This window comes from Shewanella chilikensis (assembly GCF_002836945.1).
Lineage (GTDB): Bacteria > Pseudomonadota > Gammaproteobacteria > Enterobacterales > Shewanellaceae > Shewanella > Shewanella chilikensis.
On record NZ_NIJM01000002.1, the window covers coordinates 1 to 16,614 of the forward strand.

General features: G+C 54.7%; 18 protein-coding genes. 5 read left to right on the forward strand and 13 right to left on the reverse strand.

The annotated features are described in order from the left end of the window. From CX651_RS00790 to CX651_RS00800, 3 genes are all read right to left on the reverse strand, one after another. Positions 1 to 440 (reverse strand): DUF924 family protein (locus tag CX651_RS00790; protein WP_101052891.1); only part of this gene is annotated, 440 nt, incomplete at its 3' end. Between the two features lie 25 nt (positions 441 to 465). Next, positions 466 to 1,944 carry a PH domain-containing protein gene (locus CX651_RS00795; RefSeq protein WP_229839732.1) on the reverse strand — a complete coding sequence of 493 codons (1,479 nt, stop codon included), beginning with the start codon at positions 1,942 to 1,944 and terminating at the stop codon, positions 466 to 468. 5 nt (positions 1,945 to 1,949) lie between these two features. Next, the gene (locus CX651_RS00800; RefSeq protein WP_101052709.1) at positions 1,950 to 2,498 is read right to left on the reverse strand and encodes a PH domain-containing protein; all 549 of its coding nucleotides are present in this window, start codon (positions 2,496 to 2,498) and stop codon (positions 1,950 to 1,952) included. 226 nt (positions 2,499 to 2,724) lie between these two features. Between CX651_RS00800 and CX651_RS00805 the strand changes: the two genes are divergently transcribed. Then, complete coding sequence (locus tag CX651_RS00805) at positions 2,725 to 3,030, forward strand: winged helix-turn-helix domain-containing protein (RefSeq protein ID WP_039034136.1); 306 nt, start codon at positions 2,725 to 2,727, stop codon at positions 3,028 to 3,030. Between the two features lie 151 nt (positions 3,031 to 3,181). Here CX651_RS00805 and CX651_RS00810 read toward each other — a convergent pair whose 3' ends face one another. The 7 genes from CX651_RS00810 to CX651_RS00840 all read right to left on the reverse strand — a co-directional run bounded on the left by CX651_RS00810 (position 3,182) and on the right by CX651_RS00840 (position 8,423). Then, positions 3,182 to 3,517, reverse strand: coding sequence for a DUF2956 domain-containing protein (locus CX651_RS00810; protein ID WP_101052713.1), 336 nt, complete (start codon positions 3,515 to 3,517; stop codon positions 3,182 to 3,184). A gap of 169 nt (positions 3,518 to 3,686) precedes the next feature. Next, complete coding sequence (locus tag CX651_RS00815; protein ID WP_101052715.1) at positions 3,687 to 4,532, reverse strand: heme ABC transporter ATP-binding protein; 846 nt, start codon at positions 4,530 to 4,532, stop codon at positions 3,687 to 3,689. An 8-nt stretch (positions 4,533 to 4,540) separates the two neighbouring features. Next, positions 4,541 to 5,560, reverse strand: coding sequence for a FecCD family ABC transporter permease (locus CX651_RS00820; RefSeq protein WP_283103214.1), 1,020 nt, complete (start codon positions 5,558 to 5,560; stop codon positions 4,541 to 4,543). A 2-nt stretch (positions 5,561 to 5,562) separates the two neighbouring features. Next, positions 5,563 to 6,402, reverse strand: a complete 840-nt coding sequence (locus tag CX651_RS00825) for a heme/hemin ABC transporter substrate-binding protein (protein ID WP_157822652.1) — start codon at positions 6,400 to 6,402, stop codon at positions 5,563 to 5,565. Positions 6,403 to 6,466: 64 nt separating this feature from the next. After that, positions 6,467 to 6,874, reverse strand: a complete 408-nt coding sequence (locus CX651_RS00830) for an ExbD/TolR family protein (RefSeq protein WP_101052719.1) — start codon at positions 6,872 to 6,874, stop codon at positions 6,467 to 6,469. Continuing rightward, entirely contained in the window at positions 6,871 to 7,587 is a 717-nt protein-coding gene (locus CX651_RS00835; protein ID WP_101052721.1) for a MotA/TolQ/ExbB proton channel family protein, read from the reverse strand. The genes CX651_RS00830 and CX651_RS00835 overlap by 4 nt, the downstream gene beginning before the upstream one ends. A 14-nt stretch (positions 7,588 to 7,601) precedes the next feature. Beyond that, positions 7,602 to 8,423, reverse strand: a complete 822-nt coding sequence (locus CX651_RS00840) for an energy transducer TonB (RefSeq protein WP_101052723.1) — start codon at positions 8,421 to 8,423, stop codon at positions 7,602 to 7,604. 451 nt (positions 8,424 to 8,874) lie between these two features. Between CX651_RS00840 and CX651_RS00845 the strand changes: the two genes are divergently transcribed. The 4 genes from CX651_RS00845 (at position 8,875) to CX651_RS00860 (ending at position 13,872) form a co-directional block, all read left to right on the forward strand. Continuing rightward, a complete protein-coding gene (locus CX651_RS00845; RefSeq protein ID WP_101052895.1) occupies positions 8,875 to 10,926 on the forward strand; it encodes a TonB-dependent hemoglobin/transferrin/lactoferrin family receptor in 2,052 nt (683 codons plus the stop codon). An 11-nt stretch (positions 10,927 to 10,937) separates the two neighbouring features. Continuing rightward, positions 10,938 to 11,486 carry a heme utilization cystosolic carrier protein HutX gene (gene hutX, locus CX651_RS00850; RefSeq protein WP_373296776.1) on the forward strand — a complete coding sequence of 183 codons (549 nt, stop codon included), beginning with the start codon at positions 10,938 to 10,940 and terminating at the stop codon, positions 11,484 to 11,486. Beyond that, positions 11,483 to 12,016: a heme utilization protein HutZ gene (gene hutZ / locus CX651_RS00855; RefSeq protein WP_101052727.1), complete on the forward strand. Its 534-nt coding sequence runs from the start codon at positions 11,483 to 11,485 to the stop codon at positions 12,014 to 12,016. The genes hutX and hutZ overlap by 4 nt, the downstream gene beginning before the upstream one ends. A 62-nt stretch (positions 12,017 to 12,078) precedes the next feature. After that, positions 12,079 to 13,872 carry an ABC transporter transmembrane domain-containing protein gene (locus tag CX651_RS00860; RefSeq protein WP_373296777.1) on the forward strand — a complete coding sequence of 598 codons (1,794 nt, stop codon included), beginning with the start codon at positions 12,079 to 12,081 and terminating at the stop codon, positions 13,870 to 13,872. An 11-nt stretch (positions 13,873 to 13,883) separates the two neighbouring features. Here the strand turns inward: CX651_RS00860 and CX651_RS00865 are convergent, their stop codons facing one another. From CX651_RS00865 to CX651_RS00875, 3 genes are read right to left on the reverse strand one after another with little or no spacing between them, the layout of a single operon-like run. Further along, positions 13,884 to 14,633 (reverse strand): PepSY-associated TM helix domain-containing protein, encoded by a 750-nt coding sequence (locus CX651_RS00865; RefSeq protein ID WP_101052731.1) that lies wholly within the window; start codon positions 14,631 to 14,633, stop codon positions 13,884 to 13,886. Next, positions 14,623 to 15,174 carry an FMN-binding protein gene (locus CX651_RS00870; protein WP_101052733.1) on the reverse strand — a complete coding sequence of 184 codons (552 nt, stop codon included), beginning with the start codon at positions 15,172 to 15,174 and terminating at the stop codon, positions 14,623 to 14,625. The genes CX651_RS00865 and CX651_RS00870 overlap by 11 nt, the downstream gene beginning before the upstream one ends. Positions 15,175 to 15,216: 42 nt before the next feature. Beyond that, on the reverse strand, positions 15,217 to 16,437 hold the full coding sequence (locus CX651_RS00875) for a porin (RefSeq protein ID WP_101052735.1): 1,221 nt from the start codon (positions 16,435 to 16,437) through the stop codon (positions 15,217 to 15,219). Between the last annotated feature and the right edge of the window lie 177 nt (positions 16,438 to 16,614).

Here is a 16,614-nt window from a genome sequence, read left to right on the forward strand (position 1 = left end):
AAGTCATAGTTGTCCCTGGTTTGTTCCGAGGCGAACAGTTCCAGGGCTTTTTGATGAATAACCGCCGACTCGCTGTGCATAAAGGGCATATAAAGAAATGCCAGCATAGGGGCTTGCAGCTGTTTGTCGGCGCCAATGCTGATCGCCTCCTGCGCTAAAGCCAATGCCATGGGATCGGCACTGAAGGCATCGGGAGTATCGCGGTGAATGTTGCGCGAGAACTGATCCAGCAGCAAAATTTCCGCCAGGCGCCCTTGTGGCGTTTGCCGCCAATGCCATAATTCGCCCTGACGGGCCGCATTTAGCAAGGCGCCGAAACGGCGATCAATTGTGTTGTCAAACTCAGGATCCTTGTCCCACCAAGCTTTGGGGCTTATCTCTTCAAACCAAAAATGGATTACCCGTTGTGGCCTGTACTCGGAAGCGATTTGAGCTGGCATGACAATTCCTTCTATTTGAATAGGATTAAATCCAGTTGCTGTAATCATGGGCGATAAGCCCAAGGGTTTGCGCCGCGATATCCTGCGCCTTGGCCAGCGGGATGGCTGGTAGTGTCAGTTCGCCGCTGGCGAGCCCAAGTTTGAGGCTCGCGAGGCCTCGGCGTTTTTGGCCCCTGCTTTGGATCAACTGCAGATGTTGCACCTTGCCCAGCGGCACCAACTGCCAACTGTGACCTAGGAGCCCTTTGTGGATCCAGAGATCGTTTTCAACCCGCCAAAAACCCCATTGACGATAGCGTAGATAAAGCGCCAGGACAGCCAACACTCCGACCAGCAACAGCAACCAGGTCTCTACTGCCGAGCCGATAAATGCCCACGCCAGCGGCGCCGGCGTTAAGCACCACAGCGCCCTATAGTAAAACCAGCTCGGGTGAATGGGGTGCCAACGATTGGGAATACCGTCGGCCTTGCTGCTTCTTTGGTTGAGCCTTTTCAGCAGGCGATGCACTTCGCCTCTACCGAGCGATGGAACCAACATGTGATTGTTGCTGCCGCCTTCCACTTCATTGCCTTTTATCTGCTTGAAGCTCAGAGTCCAGCGTTTCAGCCAGCGGGCCAGCAACGGCTGCTGCAAACTGATGAGTTGAATTCTGTGCTGCTTGAGTATGTCTTGCTGGTGGGACAGCAGGCCGCCGCTACGCTGTAAGGTCTCCGACTCCTGGGTCAGGCGATAGGGGACATATTTCAGCAGCGCCGCGACTATTGAGATCAAGGAAAACAACAGATAGCCAAGGAGCAGAAGGCCGACAAGGAACCCCAGCTCCAGCAGCAGGTTGCCACTGAGCTGCTGCTGATGCCAGTCGAAGACTTGTGTCAGCCCCAGCTCCATCAGTTGACTGCCTTCGAGCTGGCTGAGTACCGGGCCTGCGATGACGGCAAACCAAACAAAATTATTTTGATACAGGCCAAAGAGTGCCAGCTCTGCCAGGGACTTCTTCACCAGTAAGCGGGAGTTTGGTGGTGCAGAGGCGGGGGCGCTTTCGTCTGTGTCGGCCCGTTTCATCAATTGCCGCCTCAGTGACTCGGCCTGAGCTTGAGTGACTGCGCTCAAGCAGGCTTCATCCTTGGCTGAACCCGCAGTTTCCACTATCAAGTTACCCAGTCGCAAAGGCTTAAAGTAAAAAGGCTGTTCCAGACGCACATTCTGAATTCTGTCTATCGGCAGCTCGACTTTACGTTTGAACAGGGCGCCGCTGTGGACCTCGAGTTGCCCTCGAGTCAAGCGATAACGGAATTTACGCCAGCTCAACAGCCCATGGGCAAAAATCACTATCAGGGTCAATGCCAGTACCAGTGGCAGCCAGACGGAGTCAAATCCCTGCTGCCAGCCGGTATAGAGAATAGGCACCAGGGCATAGCCGTTGCTGAGGAAGTGCTTTAGGCTGGAGAGGCTGAAACTGATGATTGCCCAAGGCGAGAGTGAGTGCCAATTGGCTTGCTGCACCTGGCTCAATTCGGCGTCTCCATCAAGGTGCCACTAACATTTTTACTTGCCAGAGACAGCAGATGTTGGCGCAGCGCTTCGGCGACTTCAATATCCAGCCCGGGCAGACTCACCTCGGCCGCCGAACTGCCGGCACTGTAGCAGCGCAAACTTGTCAGTCCGAAATGGCGCTGCAATGGCCCCTGAGACAGGCTCACATGTTGCAGCCTGCTGGCCGGCATGGCGGTATGGCTCTGCCACCAAAGCCCTTCACGCAGCAAAATGCCGTATTCACAAACGCCATAAGCCATGGCTTCGGCTTGTTTTAGATTGAGCCAGGTCTTGAATCCCAAAAGCAGCAGTGCCAGTGTGACCGAGATGATGACTCCAAGACCACTCAGCTTGGCGCTGAGCAGTAAAGCAGGCACTAGTAGCAGTATGACCAGCGCCATCAGCAACAGGTTTTGCCACAGCAATTGTTGACGGTAGCGGGGAGACAAGGGGGCCAAGGGTTGGCTGTCAAAGCCCAACCACTGCTGCTGAGGCAGGGGCGAGTGGGGCGAGCGGATATCCATGTGCTTTGAGTCCTTGAGGCATTGACCTGACTATAGCAATAGAGAGTTTGTCGCTTCAAGCCGCTAACTCGGATGGCAGAGACTTGATGCAGTTCCGGATCCTGAGCGATTGCACTTGTGTTAACAACTGGATATCAAGTAGTTTGGTTGCAAGACTTTGTTGCCTATGTGGCGCTCGTTTTCTCAAACGCGCCGCTACTGGCTGTAAACCATCAGGACGATGAGTATGTTCCAAGCCGATAAGGTATCCAAACAGCAAACTGCCTTTTTACGTAAGCTCTATCTGGCCCACCTGATAGACGATAGCCAACATAACCTGCTGTCCTTACAGAAGGAAACCGGCATGCCGCGCCGCACTTTGCAAGATGCCATTGCCGCCTTCGGCGATATAGGTATTCAGGTGGACTTTATTCAGGATGGCCGCAGGAATAATTCAGGGCACTACCACATCCGCACCTGGGGCCCGATTAACAGTGCCTGGGTTGGCACTCACCTGGAGCAGATCCGCACTCTGCTGTTTAGCGACATCTGAGCCTCTCTGTTGCCATTAACCGGCAGAAAGTTTACGGATTATTGTATCTTAAATCATGCCGTAACTTGTTCGTGTGTGGCTGAACTCGCGGTGAGGAAGTTATTTTTATAGCCTTACTTGCTCTCAAATAAAATTTAAGCAATTGATAAAGTTATATAAATACAAACCAAATCCAGCTTAAAATGAGCAGTGTCCAAGGTAACAAGAGTTGCCACTTGGGGATGTAGCTTGAAGGTATTTCGCTTGCCGCGACGCCGTCATCTTCGCCGGACTGAAGTTTCTTTTTCTGCCTCAGCTCTTGTTTGCGCGCCTTGTCTCTTTCCCTGGCCTTGGCCTTTTGTTGCTTCTTGTATTCAGCAATGCCTTTCTCTATGCCCTGGGCAATGAGGCGGGTTTGCTCCTTGGTCTGCCCCGCCTTTTGAGTGGCTTTGGCCACGCGCATGGCTTCGGTTTGGGTTTCGTTGGAAATCGCTGGCTTCTTGTTCATCTCTGATGGGGTTGATGGCTGACCCAAGAATTATACCTGCCTGCTTAGCGTTCTGACCACAGACGGCTTCACATCAAAGGCGCTTGTCGGTGCTGAACTTGTTCGGGGGCAAATGCTCTTATGGCAGGGCCATATTGCAAGGGCCTTTATTGGCAAGATTTTGATCGCTTCAAAAATAGAGTCTCTGCCCCTGCGCGTCGGCGAAGGTACCCGGTTGATAGTGCCAGACCCTGGAAATCAGTTCAGGCGTCAAAGCCTGTTGAGGCTCGCCCTGAACCAGGAGTTTTCCTTTGTCCAAAACCAGCAACTGATCGGCATAGTGACTGGCCTGGTTGAGGTCGTGCAGCACGGCCAATACAGTGTAGCCCTGCTCATGTGCCAGCTCTCTGGCGAGCCGCAGTACTCTGTGTTGCTGGGCCAAATCCAGCGCCGAAGTGGGTTCATCCAACAAGAGTACAGGCGAGTGCTCGGCCTGGGCCAATTGAGTCAAAACCCTGGCCAACTGAACCCGCTGGCGTTCACCGCCGGACAGTGCCGGATAGCTGCGCTCACTCAGGTGAGCCAGATCCAGACGCCACAGTTGCTGCTCAACCAGTTGGGCGGCATCTCTGGCACTGAGACTGAGAGGATACAGGCCCATGGCTACCACTTCACGAACGCTGAAGGGAAAGCTGAGACTCGAGTGTTGCGGCAACATGGCCAGATGCCTGGCCAAGGCTTGTTTCGGCCACTGCCCAAGAGGCGAGCCGTGAAAGCTTATCCGCCCGGCATCGGCCTTGAGCTCCTGAGTTAACAGCCGCAGCAGACTGGACTTGCCAGCGCCATTGGGCCCCAATAGAGCGTAAAATTGGCCGCTTTGCAGTCGGCAACTGACATCGGTCAGCAAGGGCTTGTTGTCGACTCTGGCATGGAGATGTTTGAGCTCCAGTACTTGCTCAGTAACTACGGTGGACTCAAATGATATAGCCGGTGTCTGTGCGGCAGTTGTTGTGGTCACGGATTCGAGTGAAGGCATGGAGTACCTCAATAAAGCTTACGTCGCTGACTTAGCAGCAGATAGAGGAAGAAGGGAGCGCCGAGCAGAGCCGTCATCAGGCCGACAGGGATCTCGGCCGGTGACATCAAGGTGCGGGCCCCTGAGTCGGCCAAGGCCAGCAGCACGGCGCCGAGAATGGCACTCAGCGGCAGCAGTTGCCGATGATCCGGCCCCTTGAGCAGCCGCACCAGATGTGGTACCACCAGTCCGATAAAACCTATGATGCCGGTGGCCGCCACGGCAACACCGACACCCAAAGAGCAGAGTAAGATCAACTTCAGCTTGAGCCTGTCTACCTCTATGCCCAAATGACGCGCCTCGGATTCGCCAAGCAACAGGGCGTTGAGCGCCAATGCCTGTTTGTTGAACTGCCAACTCACCAAGGCCAGTACCGGCAGACAGATAAATACAGATTGCCAACTGGCACCGGCGATGGCCCCCAACTGCCACAGGCTAAGATCCCGCAGTGCCATGTCGTTGGCAAGGAAAGTCAGCATGCCAATTCCGGCACCGGCCAGGGCGGTAATAGCCACCCCGGCCAGCAAGAGTAACACCACTGAGGTGCTGCCACCTGAAGTGGCGAGCCGGTAAACCAGTAAACTGGTTGCCAGACCGCAGAGAAAAGCACCAAGGGGGACGGCATAGCTGCCGAGGTGCGGCAGTAGCACTATGCAGATGGCGGCTCCCAGCGCCGCGCCCGAGGACACACCTATGATGCCTGGGTCAGCCAGAGGGTTACGAAACAGGCCTTGCATTACTGCGCCGCACTGTGCCAACAAGGCGCCGACAATCAGTGCCAGCAAGGTTCTCGGCAGACGGACATTTTGCACTATCAGGGCATTGGCTTCCTGCCCGGCGGCTACTGAGCCAAACAGGGAGTCGATTATATCGCTCAAGCCTATGGTCACAGGTCCGGTTGCTATCGAGAGCAATGCGGAAAACAGCAGCAGGCTGGCGAGTCCAGGCCAGAGCCAGGGATGGCGGTGGATGGGCAGCACGGCAGCCATGATTATTGCTCCAGCAGTTCCTGATTCAGGGACTCGGCTGCTTCAATGGCGGAGATACCCAATCCCCCGAGTAATGCCTGAGGTTGAAGATCCCGGATCAAACCGGCTTTTCCGGCCGGAGTATGGGCCAGTAGCGGCATACTCTTCAGTAGCTTATCGGCTTGAGGCTCGGGTTGCTCGCTGGCGCTTGAGAGTAAAATCAGCTCAGGCTTGAGCGCCAGAATGCCTTCCTGAGACAGGCTTCGATAGCCGCTGAAGTCGGCGGCGTTGGTGGCACCGGCCAGCTGGATAATGATATCGGCGGCCGTATCAGCACCGCCGACCCTGGCGGGACGCTCTGACTGCAACAACATAAACATGACTCTGGGTGGATGTTCGAATTTGGCCGCAGATTGCGCCAGCTGCTGTAACCTGCCACCCAGGGTATCGGCCAGTTCGGTGGCGGCTTTCTCCTTATTCAGGGCCTTTCCCAGAATGAGGATATTTTGCTGTAGTTGCTCGGTGGTATCGGCCGCCTTCAGGGTGATAACCGGTACACCGGCCTGTTTTACCAGATCTATGCTGCTGGCCGGTCCCATCACAGAGGTGCCAATCAGGAGATCCGGTTTTTGCGCCAATATGCCCTCGGCTGAAAGCATTCTGTGGTAGCCGAGTCTTGGCAGTTTCAGCGTCTTTGGCAGGGCGCTGCTGGCGTCAACTGCCACCAGTTGCGGGGCGGCATCCAATGCCAGCACCAATTCAGTGACACCGGCACCGGCACTGATCACTCGCTTGGGAGGCTCTTCAGCGGCGAAAAGCGGCATGGCGAGCAGGCCACAGAGGAAGATAAGAGAGTTTTTCATTCTAGCTCCAAAATAATTCAGGGACTCATCGCCACAGACTTGTGTCTGAGGTTTCATCAGTTGTTTAGGGTTCCATCAGGACCCGGGTCTGGCTGATCTGCAGCCGCTGCAGCAGACTCAGCAGTTGCATCAGCGGCTGGACTCTTGCCTCCTTGTCGGCGGCTACCACCAAGGTCAGTTCGGGATTGTCGGCCAGCGCCTGAGTCAGTGCCTGCTCGAACGCGTCGAACCGGGCAAATTTTTGTTCGTTGAGCGCCCAGAACGGCGCCTGGGGTAACACGCTTACCGTCAACTGAGTCTGCGCTTGCGGGCTCAAAGTGGTGGCGCTGTTATCCGGCACTTCAATCGGCAGGCTCAATAACTTGGGGTTGGCTGTGAGCAGCAAAAACACCAGCACAATGAAGATGATGTCTATCAAGGGGGTTAGATCCAGGCCGCTATCCAGGCCATGCTCTTTCTTAATTTCAATCATGACAGCGGCTCCGGAAGGCGGCGCTTGTCGTTGATTTGACTGAGTTTGCTCAGGTTAAAAGCAGCGTAATCATTGTCTTCGCCCTGCAGTGGAACCCCTTCCAGCCAAAGGTTGAGATGATTCAGTACATGGGCGCAGGAGGCCACTGAGCGCTCGGCCCAGAGTCCGAACAGCTGCGCGCCCAACAGTGCGGGTACGGCGATCAACAAGCCGGCGGCTGTGGTGTACATGGCTAATCCCAAGCCTGAGGCCAACAAGGCCGGAGTGATACTGTCACTCTGATTGGCGCCAATATCGTTGAACATCTCCATAAGCCCCAGCACAGTGCCGAGCAAACCCAGAAGCGGGCTGATGGCACCTATGTATTGCAGCAACTTGAGCCCGGCGTGGAGTTTGCGTTTCTCCCTTGCCAGCCAAAGTGACAACAACTCTTCCCGCAGCGCCTTGGGTTGTGCGGCCTGCCTCAGCAAATGGCGGGCACCGCAGGAAATCAGTCCCCGGTTATCTTTCAGGCGTTCAAGCAGGCTGTCACAGCTTTCATCCAGTGTGCCGCTGCGCAATTCGCCGAGCCAGGATTGGCGCCTGAACAGGCTCGGCAACAAGATGGCAAAGCGCTCCAGCAATATCATCAGGGTCAGAAAGGCGCAGATGAACAAAGGCCAGGTAAGAGCACCAAGTTGCTGGTACAGGCTTTGATACAAACTTAATTCCATCGTGTCTCCAACTGTTAGTTTAGGGCGAAGCGAACCGGCACCCTGACTTTGAAACGGGTGGCTGAGGCTTGGGAAGGAATGCTGAACTGCCAGTGGTGTACGGCGGTCAATGCCGCTTCATCCAGAATGGCATAACCTGAGCTGCTGACGAGCAGGGCATTTTGGGTTTTGCCTTGATGATCAAAGAAGATGTCTACCAGAGCCGTGCCCTCAAAGCCCCGCTTGCGGGCGAGTCTGGGGTAGTTCGGTGGCGTCGGCGGGCTGGCAAAAACAGGCTCAGCCAGCTCTATTGTGTGATTCAGCCCTGAGGTGGTGGCTGTTAGAACCGGCGACGAAGGAATGCCCGGCTTTTCCTCATGGGGCACAGGCTCTTCTTGCTGAGTTGTTGAGGCGTGTTTCGGTTCAGATTTATCTTCTCTCTCTCGCGGTTTTTCCTGAGTCGGTTGTGGCTTACTCATCTTTGAGGCTTGTTTCTGACTCGCTTTGGCAGGTTTGGCATTTAGCTGCTCAGACTTTGGTTGCTCAGACTTTGGCGACTCAGGGTTTGCCACATTCTGTTTCAGCGGTTTTTTATATTGAGGTTCGCTATGTTCAGCTTCTTTATGCTTAGCGGATGGGGCCTTTGCCGCGGGGTGGCTTTCGGCGGTAGCAGCCTGGTTTTGAGTCTGGGCAGAGGCAGTTTGGGGCGCTGCAGCAGGGGCTGCGCTGAAACTCAGCTGCAAACCGCCCTTGGTGGGCATTACCAAAGGATCTGGGGTGGCTGTCTGAGAGGCCAATACCGCACTCTGAAGTGACAATGCCATGAGCGCAAAACCACAATAACGCTTGGGGGTCACGCCGTTACTCCTGTTTACAACCGCTTGTTGCTGCGGGTGAATGTTCAAATTCAACTAAGCAAGGACCCGTAAGGCTCAATGCTGTTCTGTTTTGGGTCGGCTCTGTCCCTGAGCCGCCACCATTCCATGGTTCCTACTTTTACTGCCTAACCAGTTTTTACCGCTTGGCTAGCTTTTACCGTTTGAATAGCACCGCATTTCGTACCGACAAATGGCTTAGCTTCCCGAGTAACTTTCCCTTTCTTCAGATTAAAATATATTAGAGTAAATAATATTGCAAATGATAATAATTACTATTTGATCATCTTCTAAAGTTAAGCTAGAGTGCCGGCGTAAGTGGTGTTATCCCGGGCTTGCTGTTTGCCCCTGGGCTCAATTTATTTTCAGTAATGCCACTCCCATGAGAAAGGCTGGAGATACAGCCTGATAATCTGTTTGAGGATCAAAGATGATGAATAGAAAGCCGCTGGTTATGGCTATTACTCTGGCATTGGGGACTCCCCTCCTGAGTTTGGCCGCTGTTGCCGAGCAGGTAAAAACAGCTGAATTTGATGAAGTGCTGGTAAGTGCTACCCGCATTCAGGAGAAAGTCTCTGAGTCCAGCCGCAGTGCAGTGGTTGTCGGCGAAGAGCAGTTGGCTGAGAAGCAGGGCGACTCGGTGGCCGAAGTGCTCAAAACGGAAGCCAACATCAATATCGCCAATGGCCCCAGGGCGTCTGCCCAACAGGTGGAAATTCGTGGCCTCAGTGGCCAGAGAGTATTGCAGACCATAGATGGTGCCAGGCAAAACACCAGCGCTGGCCATAGAGGCACCTTCTTTATGGATCCTGAGCTGCTCAGTTCTATCGAGGTGGTACGCGGCCCGGCTTCCAGCCTTTGGGGCAGTGGCGCCATAGGTGGCGTGGTATCACAAAATACCAAGTCGGCAAGAGAGATGCTCGACGAAGGCCAGAGCTTTGGTGGTTATCTCAAGCAAGGTTATGAAGCCAATGGCCAGCGCAGCAAGAGCAGTGGTGCCATTTATGGTGCCAAGGGCAGTATCGACTGGTTGCTGAACGGCAGCTACAGCGACGGCGACAATATCAAGGCCGGTAATGACAATACCCTGGAAAACAGCGCCAGCCGCAGCCGCAGTGGTTTGGCCAAGTTTGGTTGGCAGTTGGACGAGGCACAAAGGCTGCAGCTTTCCGGCAGGATCAATGAGATCTCCGAGGCCGTGCCCAGCAATCCGGCCACAGGTGTCAGCAATAGTGTGCCTCTGGTGCGCCGTGACAGCAAAGATTCCAACCTGACCCTGGACTACAGCCTGGCACCAAGGGGCAATGCCTTGCTGGATCTGGATGCCAAGTTCTACTGGAACAAGACAGATTATGATGAGAATCGCCTGACCAAGGGCCAGTTCGACACCACAGAATATGAAACCCTGGGGTTCAGTATCGCCAATCGCAGTCAATGGCAGGGGCTCAAATTAACCTATGGTCTGGATGGCTACCGCGACCAGATAGAAACCTTCCGTGATGACAGCGGCCAGAGCGGTCAGCGTCCCGGCAACATAGATGGTGAGTCTCGGGTGTGGGGCGCTTTCGTGGCCGCCAATATCGCCCTGGGGGAAAACTGGTCATTGGATCCGGCGCTGCGTTACGACAGCTTTGAAAACGAAAGCAATAACCTGGGTCATTCCAGTGATGACGATGCTTTGTCTCCCTCGTTGGCACTGGTGTGGAAGACAGCGCCATGGCTGACACTCAGTGCCCGTTACGATGAAGCCTTCCGCGCGCCATCAGTGGAGGAGATGTACTCCAGCGGCACTCACTATTGTATTCCATCCATCCCCAATTTCTTGCCCAACGGCCTGTGTAATACCTTCGAGGTCAATGAAAGCCTCAAGGCTGAAAAGGCCAAGAACAAGGAACTGAAGGCCGATATGCGCTTTGCTGAGCTGGCGGGCAACGATGAGTTGGCGCTGAGCTTGAGTGTATTCAGAAACGATGTCGATGACTTTATTGAGCAGCGGGTGACCAATCCATTGCATGGTATTCCCAGGCTTGAGCAGAATACCCGTTGGGATAACGTCGACAAGGCCAGGCTGACCGGTTTCGAACTGACGGGGAAGTATCGTATCAATCAGACCCGCTTATCACTCAGCTATGGTCAGACTGAAGGCAAGGACAGGCATGACGGAGGTTATCTGGCCAATATTCCGGCCAACAAGCTGGTGCTCGACTTATCGCAAGGGATCATGGCGGGCGATATGAAGCTGGGGACCCGGGTCAGCTATAACGCCAGTCAAGACAGGGTGCCTGAAAACAACCCGGTTAACCGCTACCAGGACTACACCCTATGGGATGTGTATCTGGCTTGGGAGCCTGCCATGGGGGCCTTCGAAGGACTGCGAGTCGACTTTGCCATTGAAAACATTGGCGATGAAGAATACATCCAAGCCTGGCAAACCCTGATGGATCAAGGGCGCAACTTCAAGCTCTCGGCCCGTTACCGTTTCTGATGGAGCAACAGATGCAGATAAGCGATACAACAAGGGCGGCCGCTGGCCGCCTGCAGATAGCCGCCGCCATGCTGGAACACCCTGAATGGTTGCCGGCCGATGCCGCCGCCAATCTTGGGATTTCTGAGCTTGAGGTGGTGCAGGCATTACCGGCCGAGCAGCAGCAATTCTTGCCGCTGGAATGGTTGGAAGCCCTGTTGCAGGCACTGCCTGAGTGGGGCAAGTTGACCACCATAGTCACAGTTGCCGGGCAGATATTTGAATTTAAAGGCGACTTCCCCAAGGGAAAGACGGCTCATGGCTACTTTAACCTCTACAGCAAGGGAGATGGCCTGCATGGCCATCTGAAATTGGAGAATTTCAGTGCCATCGCTTTGATAAGTCGTCCATTTCGGGGCACTGAAAGCCATTCGATTAACTTCTTTGGCCCTGATGGCGCCATCGTTTTTAAGGTCTATCTGGGCCGGGATCAACAACGCAAGCTGCTGCCGCCACAGTTGGCACTGTTTGCCGACTGGCGTCACCGTGGTGAAGTGACAGCAAAAAAGGGGGAAATATGACCAGTGAGAACCAACGCCTGCAGGAAAAACTGCTGCCGGAAATTGAAGAGTTTAAACAGGGGCGCACTACCTTGCAGTTGGCGACCCAGGATGCCAACGGGGTCCCCAATGCCAGCTATGCGCCGTTCGCGCTAGCCGATGATGGCTTCTATATTCTGGTAAGCGATCTGGCGCGTCACGGTATTAATCTCAAACAGTCACCGCGGGTATCTGTGATGCTGGTGGAAGACGAAGCCGAGGCGCGCAGCGTGTTTGCCCGCCGTCGCTTGACCTTTGATGCCGCTGCCGAACTGATAGCAAGAGACAGCCCAAGCTTTGCCAAAGGGGTACAGGTGCTGTCCGGGCGCTTCGGTGAGATGATAGATAACCTGGCGGCATTGACCGATTTCAACCTGTTTAAGCTGGTGCCCGAGCGCGGTCTCTATGTCAAAGGTTTTGGCCAGGCGTTCAGTCTCAGCGGTGCCGAGTTGTTGGATGTCAACTGGATGCGTGATGGTCACCATGGAACGCCCAAGGCTGTGTCTGCCTGAACTGGACTCATCGGCGCTTTGGCGCCACAATCCTGATTAATAGTCACTGTCTGGATTTTCTATTGTCTGCTCCTCAAATCGCTTCGGCTCGGATCCTGCCCTGGATCCTGAGCTTTCTTAAGCCTTATCGTTTGCGGGTTGCCCTGGCGCTGCTGTTTTTGCTGCTGGGGTCATTGGCCTGGCTGGCTCTGGGGCAAGGGGTTCGCTTGATAGTGGATGAGGGCTTTATGGCCGACAACTCGGGCCGCCTCAACGAAATTGTGTTGTTTATTCTGGGGATCACCCTGGTCAGTGCCGTGGCCGTGTTCTGCCGCTTTTATCTGATGACCTGGCTCGGTGAGAAAGTCAGCAACGATATTCGCCGCTTGGTGTATCACAGGTTACTGGAACAAAGCCCGGTGTTTTTCGCCCGCTTGCGCACCGGGGAAATCATCTCCCGTTTCACCGCCGACAGTACTCTGTTGCAGACAGTTATCGGTTCTAGCCTGTCGATGGCACTGCGATCTTCAGTGACCACTATAGGTGGCTTGGTGATGATGGCTTTTACCAGCATCAAGCTCACGGCCTTGGTGCTGCTGGCCGTACCGCTGGTGTTGGTGCCTGTAGGTTTGCTTGGGCGGCGGGTACGCAAGCTTGCGCGCACCAGTCAGGACAGTGTCGCCGATCTCGGTGCCTATGTGGATGAAACCTTGCATGAGATCCACACGGTACAATCCTATGGTCACGAGGCTCGCGATCGCGACAATTTTGACGGCTACCTGGCGGCGGTGATGCGTGCTGCCAGTGGCCGCATCCGTTATCGCTCGGCGTTGATCTCCTCTGTCATGTTGCTGACTATCGGTGCCATAGTGGCTGTGACCTGGGTGGGGGCCAGAGACGTAATGGCCGGTGCGGTCAGCGCCGGTGAGCTGTCGGCATTCATGTTTTACGCCATGATGGTGGCTGGCGCCGTGGCCACCATAAGCGAAGTGATAGGGGATATTCAGCGGGCTGCCGGTGCCAGTGAACGCTTGATGGAGCTGGCCGAGTCCAAGGCAAATATTGCCGAGCCGGCCAAGCCGCTGGCGCTGCCCAGTCCGCTTAAGGGAGAACTCAGAATAGAGCAGCTGAGTTTTGCCTATGATGAGGGTGCAGCAGTGCTTGAGGATCTCAATATCCATATTCAACCCGGTGAACGGGTGGCTCTGGTTGGGCCCAGCGGCGCCGGCAAGAGTACGTTGTTTCAGTTGCTGCAGCGTTTCTATCAGCCGAGTTGCGGCCGCATTCTGCTCGATGGCGTCGATATCGCTTCTGTATCATTGGCGAGCCTGAGGGCACAGTTTGCCCTGGTGCCCCAGGAGTCGGTGATCTTTGCCACCAGTGTGCTGGAAAATGTGCGTTATGGCCGCCCGGAGGCCAGCCTGGAAGAGGTGGTTGCCGCCTGCAAAGGCGCCAGAGCTCATGAATTTATCAGTGAGTTTGCCCAGGGGTATGATACCTATTTGGGTGAGCGTGGCGTGTGCCTTTCCGGTGGTCAAAAGCAGCGAATTGCCATTGCCCGCGCCATCTTGGCCCGCAGGCCTTTACTGCTGCTCGATGAAGCCACCAGTGCCCTGGATGCGGTCAGTGAAGTCAAGGTCAAGCAGGCTTTGGATGAGTTGATGGCGGGACGAACCACTCTCATCATAGCCCACAGGTTGGCGACAGTGCTCAATGCCGACCGTATTCTGGTGCTGGAGCGGGGGCGATTATTGGCCAGTGGCAGCCACAGCGAGTTGATGCAAACCAGCCCGCTGTACCGTGAGTTTGCCAGTCTGCAGTTGCTCGCGCCCGATACTCTGGCCGGGAGCTCACACGAGCCCGGGCAGGCATCATAGCTGGCTTGATTTCAGCGCTTCTGTTTTAAATAAATGATCAGGCCGCTCACAGACAGTAATAATAAGGCGATCGCCGCCAGATCCATCAGATAACTGCCGGCAGCGCCGAAGATCCGGCCGCTGTGCAGATCCTGAAGAACCCTGTGCCAGGACAGGCGGCTGGCGCGAATATCTCCGAGCAATTGCTGCGTTTGTATCTTTGCCCCTTCGAGTGGTTTTATCCAGGGGAGGGTCACCAGGCTGGTGGCCGCTTGCCAGTCCAGCAGTTCGCTGTCGCTGCGATATTGGCCCAGTGGTGTTTTTAGCCAGACATTGCCGGGCTCGACCGCCAAGGCGTTTATCTGCGGCGGCAAACCTGTCAGCTCGGTTTGGGTTTCCAGCACAGCAAGATCCTGGCTCAAAATCGTCAAACTGTTTTGGGTCAGCAGCAGCCACTTGTCTTCAAAGGGAGCCATGGCCAGTATTTCATCTGTTTGCTCGGCTAGCGGTGTGCCGCCTATCCAGGCCTGCCCCTGACTGCTGCCCGCCAGCGGCTGGGCTTGCCAGATTTTGAAATCTTCCGGGGCGCCAATGCCGTAATAGTCTTGCAGCCATTGCCAGTGCACGCCTTGGGATAGGTTCAGCTCACGGCTGTGATTCAAGGCCAGGCCGGTCAGTGTCAGCAGCAACACAAGCACACTGCTGCTGATGCCAATACGTTTGTGCCAGGGGCGCAGGGTGCGCAGGAGACGGACTCGAAAGTCCGGATGTTTACGTGTCATCTGGGCTCACTGTGTTTTGCAGGCTGAGTTGCCGATCAAGATATAGGGCGATACGGGCCAGTTTGGTCAGGGCCCTGACGGACAGTGTTGCCCCGGTAATGCCATCTATATGTTTGTCCAGCTGTTTATCTTTTGTGAGTGTCGCCGATTTAAATTGATCGGTAAAGAAGTCGTGCCTGACCTCATCGCCGCGGCTCTCGCGGTAGATAAGCACCTTGGTGCGATAAATCTGCCCATGGCGCACATGAATGCCCACAGTGATTGGCGCTTCTTTGCCAATTTCCTCCAGAATCCAGACAGTGTCGTCTCCCTGCTGCCAATAGCGGGTACGCAGCGGCCGAAAATCGTGGGCCAGTATCTCTTCTATGACCTGGCGTTGCTCGGCGCTGAACCAAAAAACTTTGGCTTTTGCTTGACCTTTACTTTGGTTTCCCAAGGCCTGGGTGACAAAGTCTGCCGGGCTTTGGTAAACGCTTTGCGCCGCCTGGGATTGAGTGAGTGGCAGCAAAAACAGTGAGAGTAATGCAATAAGGATCTTCATAAGTGCCTCAATGAGGGTGCCCCAGAGGGCACCCAAAGATCATCAGAACTGATAACCTACACCCAGATTGAAACCATCTGAGTCAGATTTGCCGCCACGTTTTTCGTAGTCGGCCTTGAACACCACATTCTCGTGCAACCAGTAGTTGATACCCACATTGGTTTGAGTTTCTTTGGTATCTTGATTGTCACCGGCATTGTTGTCCCATTCGTTGTAGCGGGCGAAGATACCGAACTGCTCGTTAAAGCGGTAGGACGGCTCTATATACCAGCCATTTTGCTTGTCGCGGCCCAGGGCTTCGGCTTCAAATCCATCTATGTCCCACTCGGCGTAGAGGGCTCTGATGCTGAAGTTTTCTATGTTGTAGATGGCGTGCGCCGACCACATCAGGGCTGAGGCAGTGTCTACATTGGCTTCGCCTTGAGTCAGATCAGATTGGTACTGAACCGTGGCAGCCAGCTCCAGACCGGGAACGGCTGTGTATTTCACCCGGCCGGTATAGGCCAGATCGTCAGCCTTGGCCTCGGAAACCTTTTGGCGACCGCTTCTTGGCTTATAGGCATTTTTACCTGTGGTAGGGACATTCAGGCCCGAGGTCACGGCCGCATCGAAGGCCAGGCCGGGAGCTGCCTGGATATTCATTGCCAAACCCGCTTCCCACCAGGTAGCCGGGAGTATGTCTTTCTCAACCGGGTTACGCTCGACACCATAAAATGCCGGTGGCTCGTGGGTTTCATTGATGATGCCAACCGGCATCAGGAACAGACCCGCCTTGGCAGTCAGGGCTTCATTGAAGTCGTGCTCTATGTAGGCCTGCTCCAGCTCGACTTCGCCATTTTGACCATCGCCTGAGATGGAGTGCTCCACTTCCAGCTCGGAGAAGAAACGGGTGTCTTCGGTAAACTCATGGCCGAAGAAGAGCACGAAACGGTGGAAGTCGAACTCTTTCTTATCCTCGCCCAGCTTGTTGTCTATGTTGTTGTAGTGCAGCTCACCATAGCCGCCGATAGTGGTGGCGGTTTTTTGCGGGGTGGCATCTACCACCTCGGCGGTCTGTTCAACCCGCTCAGCGGTTTGTTCGACACGCTCGGCAGTTTGTTGCTGACGCTTTTCGGTTTCTGCCAGACGACGCTCCAGATCCTTGAGGACCTTTTGTTGCTGTTCGATGATTTTGCGCAGCTCCTGAGTCTCGTCCGAGGCGAATGCCTGTGGGCCGCACAGGGCAGTCAGTAGCGCACTGGCAATGAGAGTTTTCTTGATCATCTTGGTTCCCGTTGTGATGTTACTGTTGTTGAAATCGGGCGAATTCTAGCAATTGATTTAATAAATGCAAACGATTTGCATTTATTGTTGTGATCAAAATTAACAAATGTCAGCATCTGTAAACCGAGTTGTTATTGTTGAGGTTTTGCTTGAAAAACTGGCTTTACAAAGTAAGCT

What these genes read in the sequence shown, in the direction of transcription:
- CX651_RS00800 (WP_101052709.1), bottom strand. Translation starts at nt 2,498, where the DNA reads ATGGATATCCGCTCGCCCCACTCGCCCCTGCCTCAGCAGCAGTGGTTG.
- CX651_RS00805 (WP_039034136.1), top strand. Translation starts at nt 2,725, where the DNA reads ATGTTCCAAGCCGATAAGGTATCCAAACAGCAAACTGCCTTTTTACGT.
- CX651_RS00810 (WP_101052713.1), bottom strand. Translation starts at nt 3,517, where the DNA reads ATGAACAAGAAGCCAGCGATTTCCAACGAAACCCAAACCGAAGCCATG.
- CX651_RS00815 (WP_101052715.1), bottom strand. Translation starts at nt 4,532, where the DNA reads ATGCCTTCACTCGAATCCGTGACCACAACAACTGCCGCACAGACACCG.
- CX651_RS00820 (WP_283103214.1), bottom strand. Translation starts at nt 5,560, where the DNA reads ATGGCTGCCGTGCTGCCCATCCACCGCCATCCCTGGCTCTGGCCTGGA.
- CX651_RS00825 (WP_157822652.1), bottom strand. Translation starts at nt 6,402, where the DNA reads ATGAAAAACTCTCTTATCTTCCTCTGTGGCCTGCTCGCCATGCCGCTT.
- CX651_RS00830 (WP_101052719.1), bottom strand. Translation starts at nt 6,874, where the DNA reads ATGATTGAAATTAAGAAAGAGCATGGCCTGGATAGCGGCCTGGATCTA.
- CX651_RS00835 (WP_101052721.1), bottom strand. Translation starts at nt 7,587, where the DNA reads ATGGAATTAAGTTTGTATCAAAGCCTGTACCAGCAACTTGGTGCTCTT.
- CX651_RS00845 (WP_101052895.1), top strand. Translation starts at nt 8,875, where the DNA reads ATGAATAGAAAGCCGCTGGTTATGGCTATTACTCTGGCATTGGGGACT.
- hutX (WP_373296776.1), top strand. Translation starts at nt 10,938, where the DNA reads ATGCAGATAAGCGATACAACAAGGGCGGCCGCTGGCCGCCTGCAGATA.
- hutZ (WP_101052727.1), top strand. Translation starts at nt 11,483, where the DNA reads ATGACCAGTGAGAACCAACGCCTGCAGGAAAAACTGCTGCCGGAAATT.
- CX651_RS00865 (WP_101052731.1), bottom strand. Translation starts at nt 14,633, where the DNA reads ATGACACGTAAACATCCGGACTTTCGAGTCCGTCTCCTGCGCACCCTG.
- CX651_RS00870 (WP_101052733.1), bottom strand. Translation starts at nt 15,174, where the DNA reads ATGAAGATCCTTATTGCATTACTCTCACTGTTTTTGCTGCCACTCACT.
- CX651_RS00875 (WP_101052735.1), bottom strand. Translation starts at nt 16,437, where the DNA reads ATGATCAAGAAAACTCTCATTGCCAGTGCGCTACTGACTGCCCTGTGC.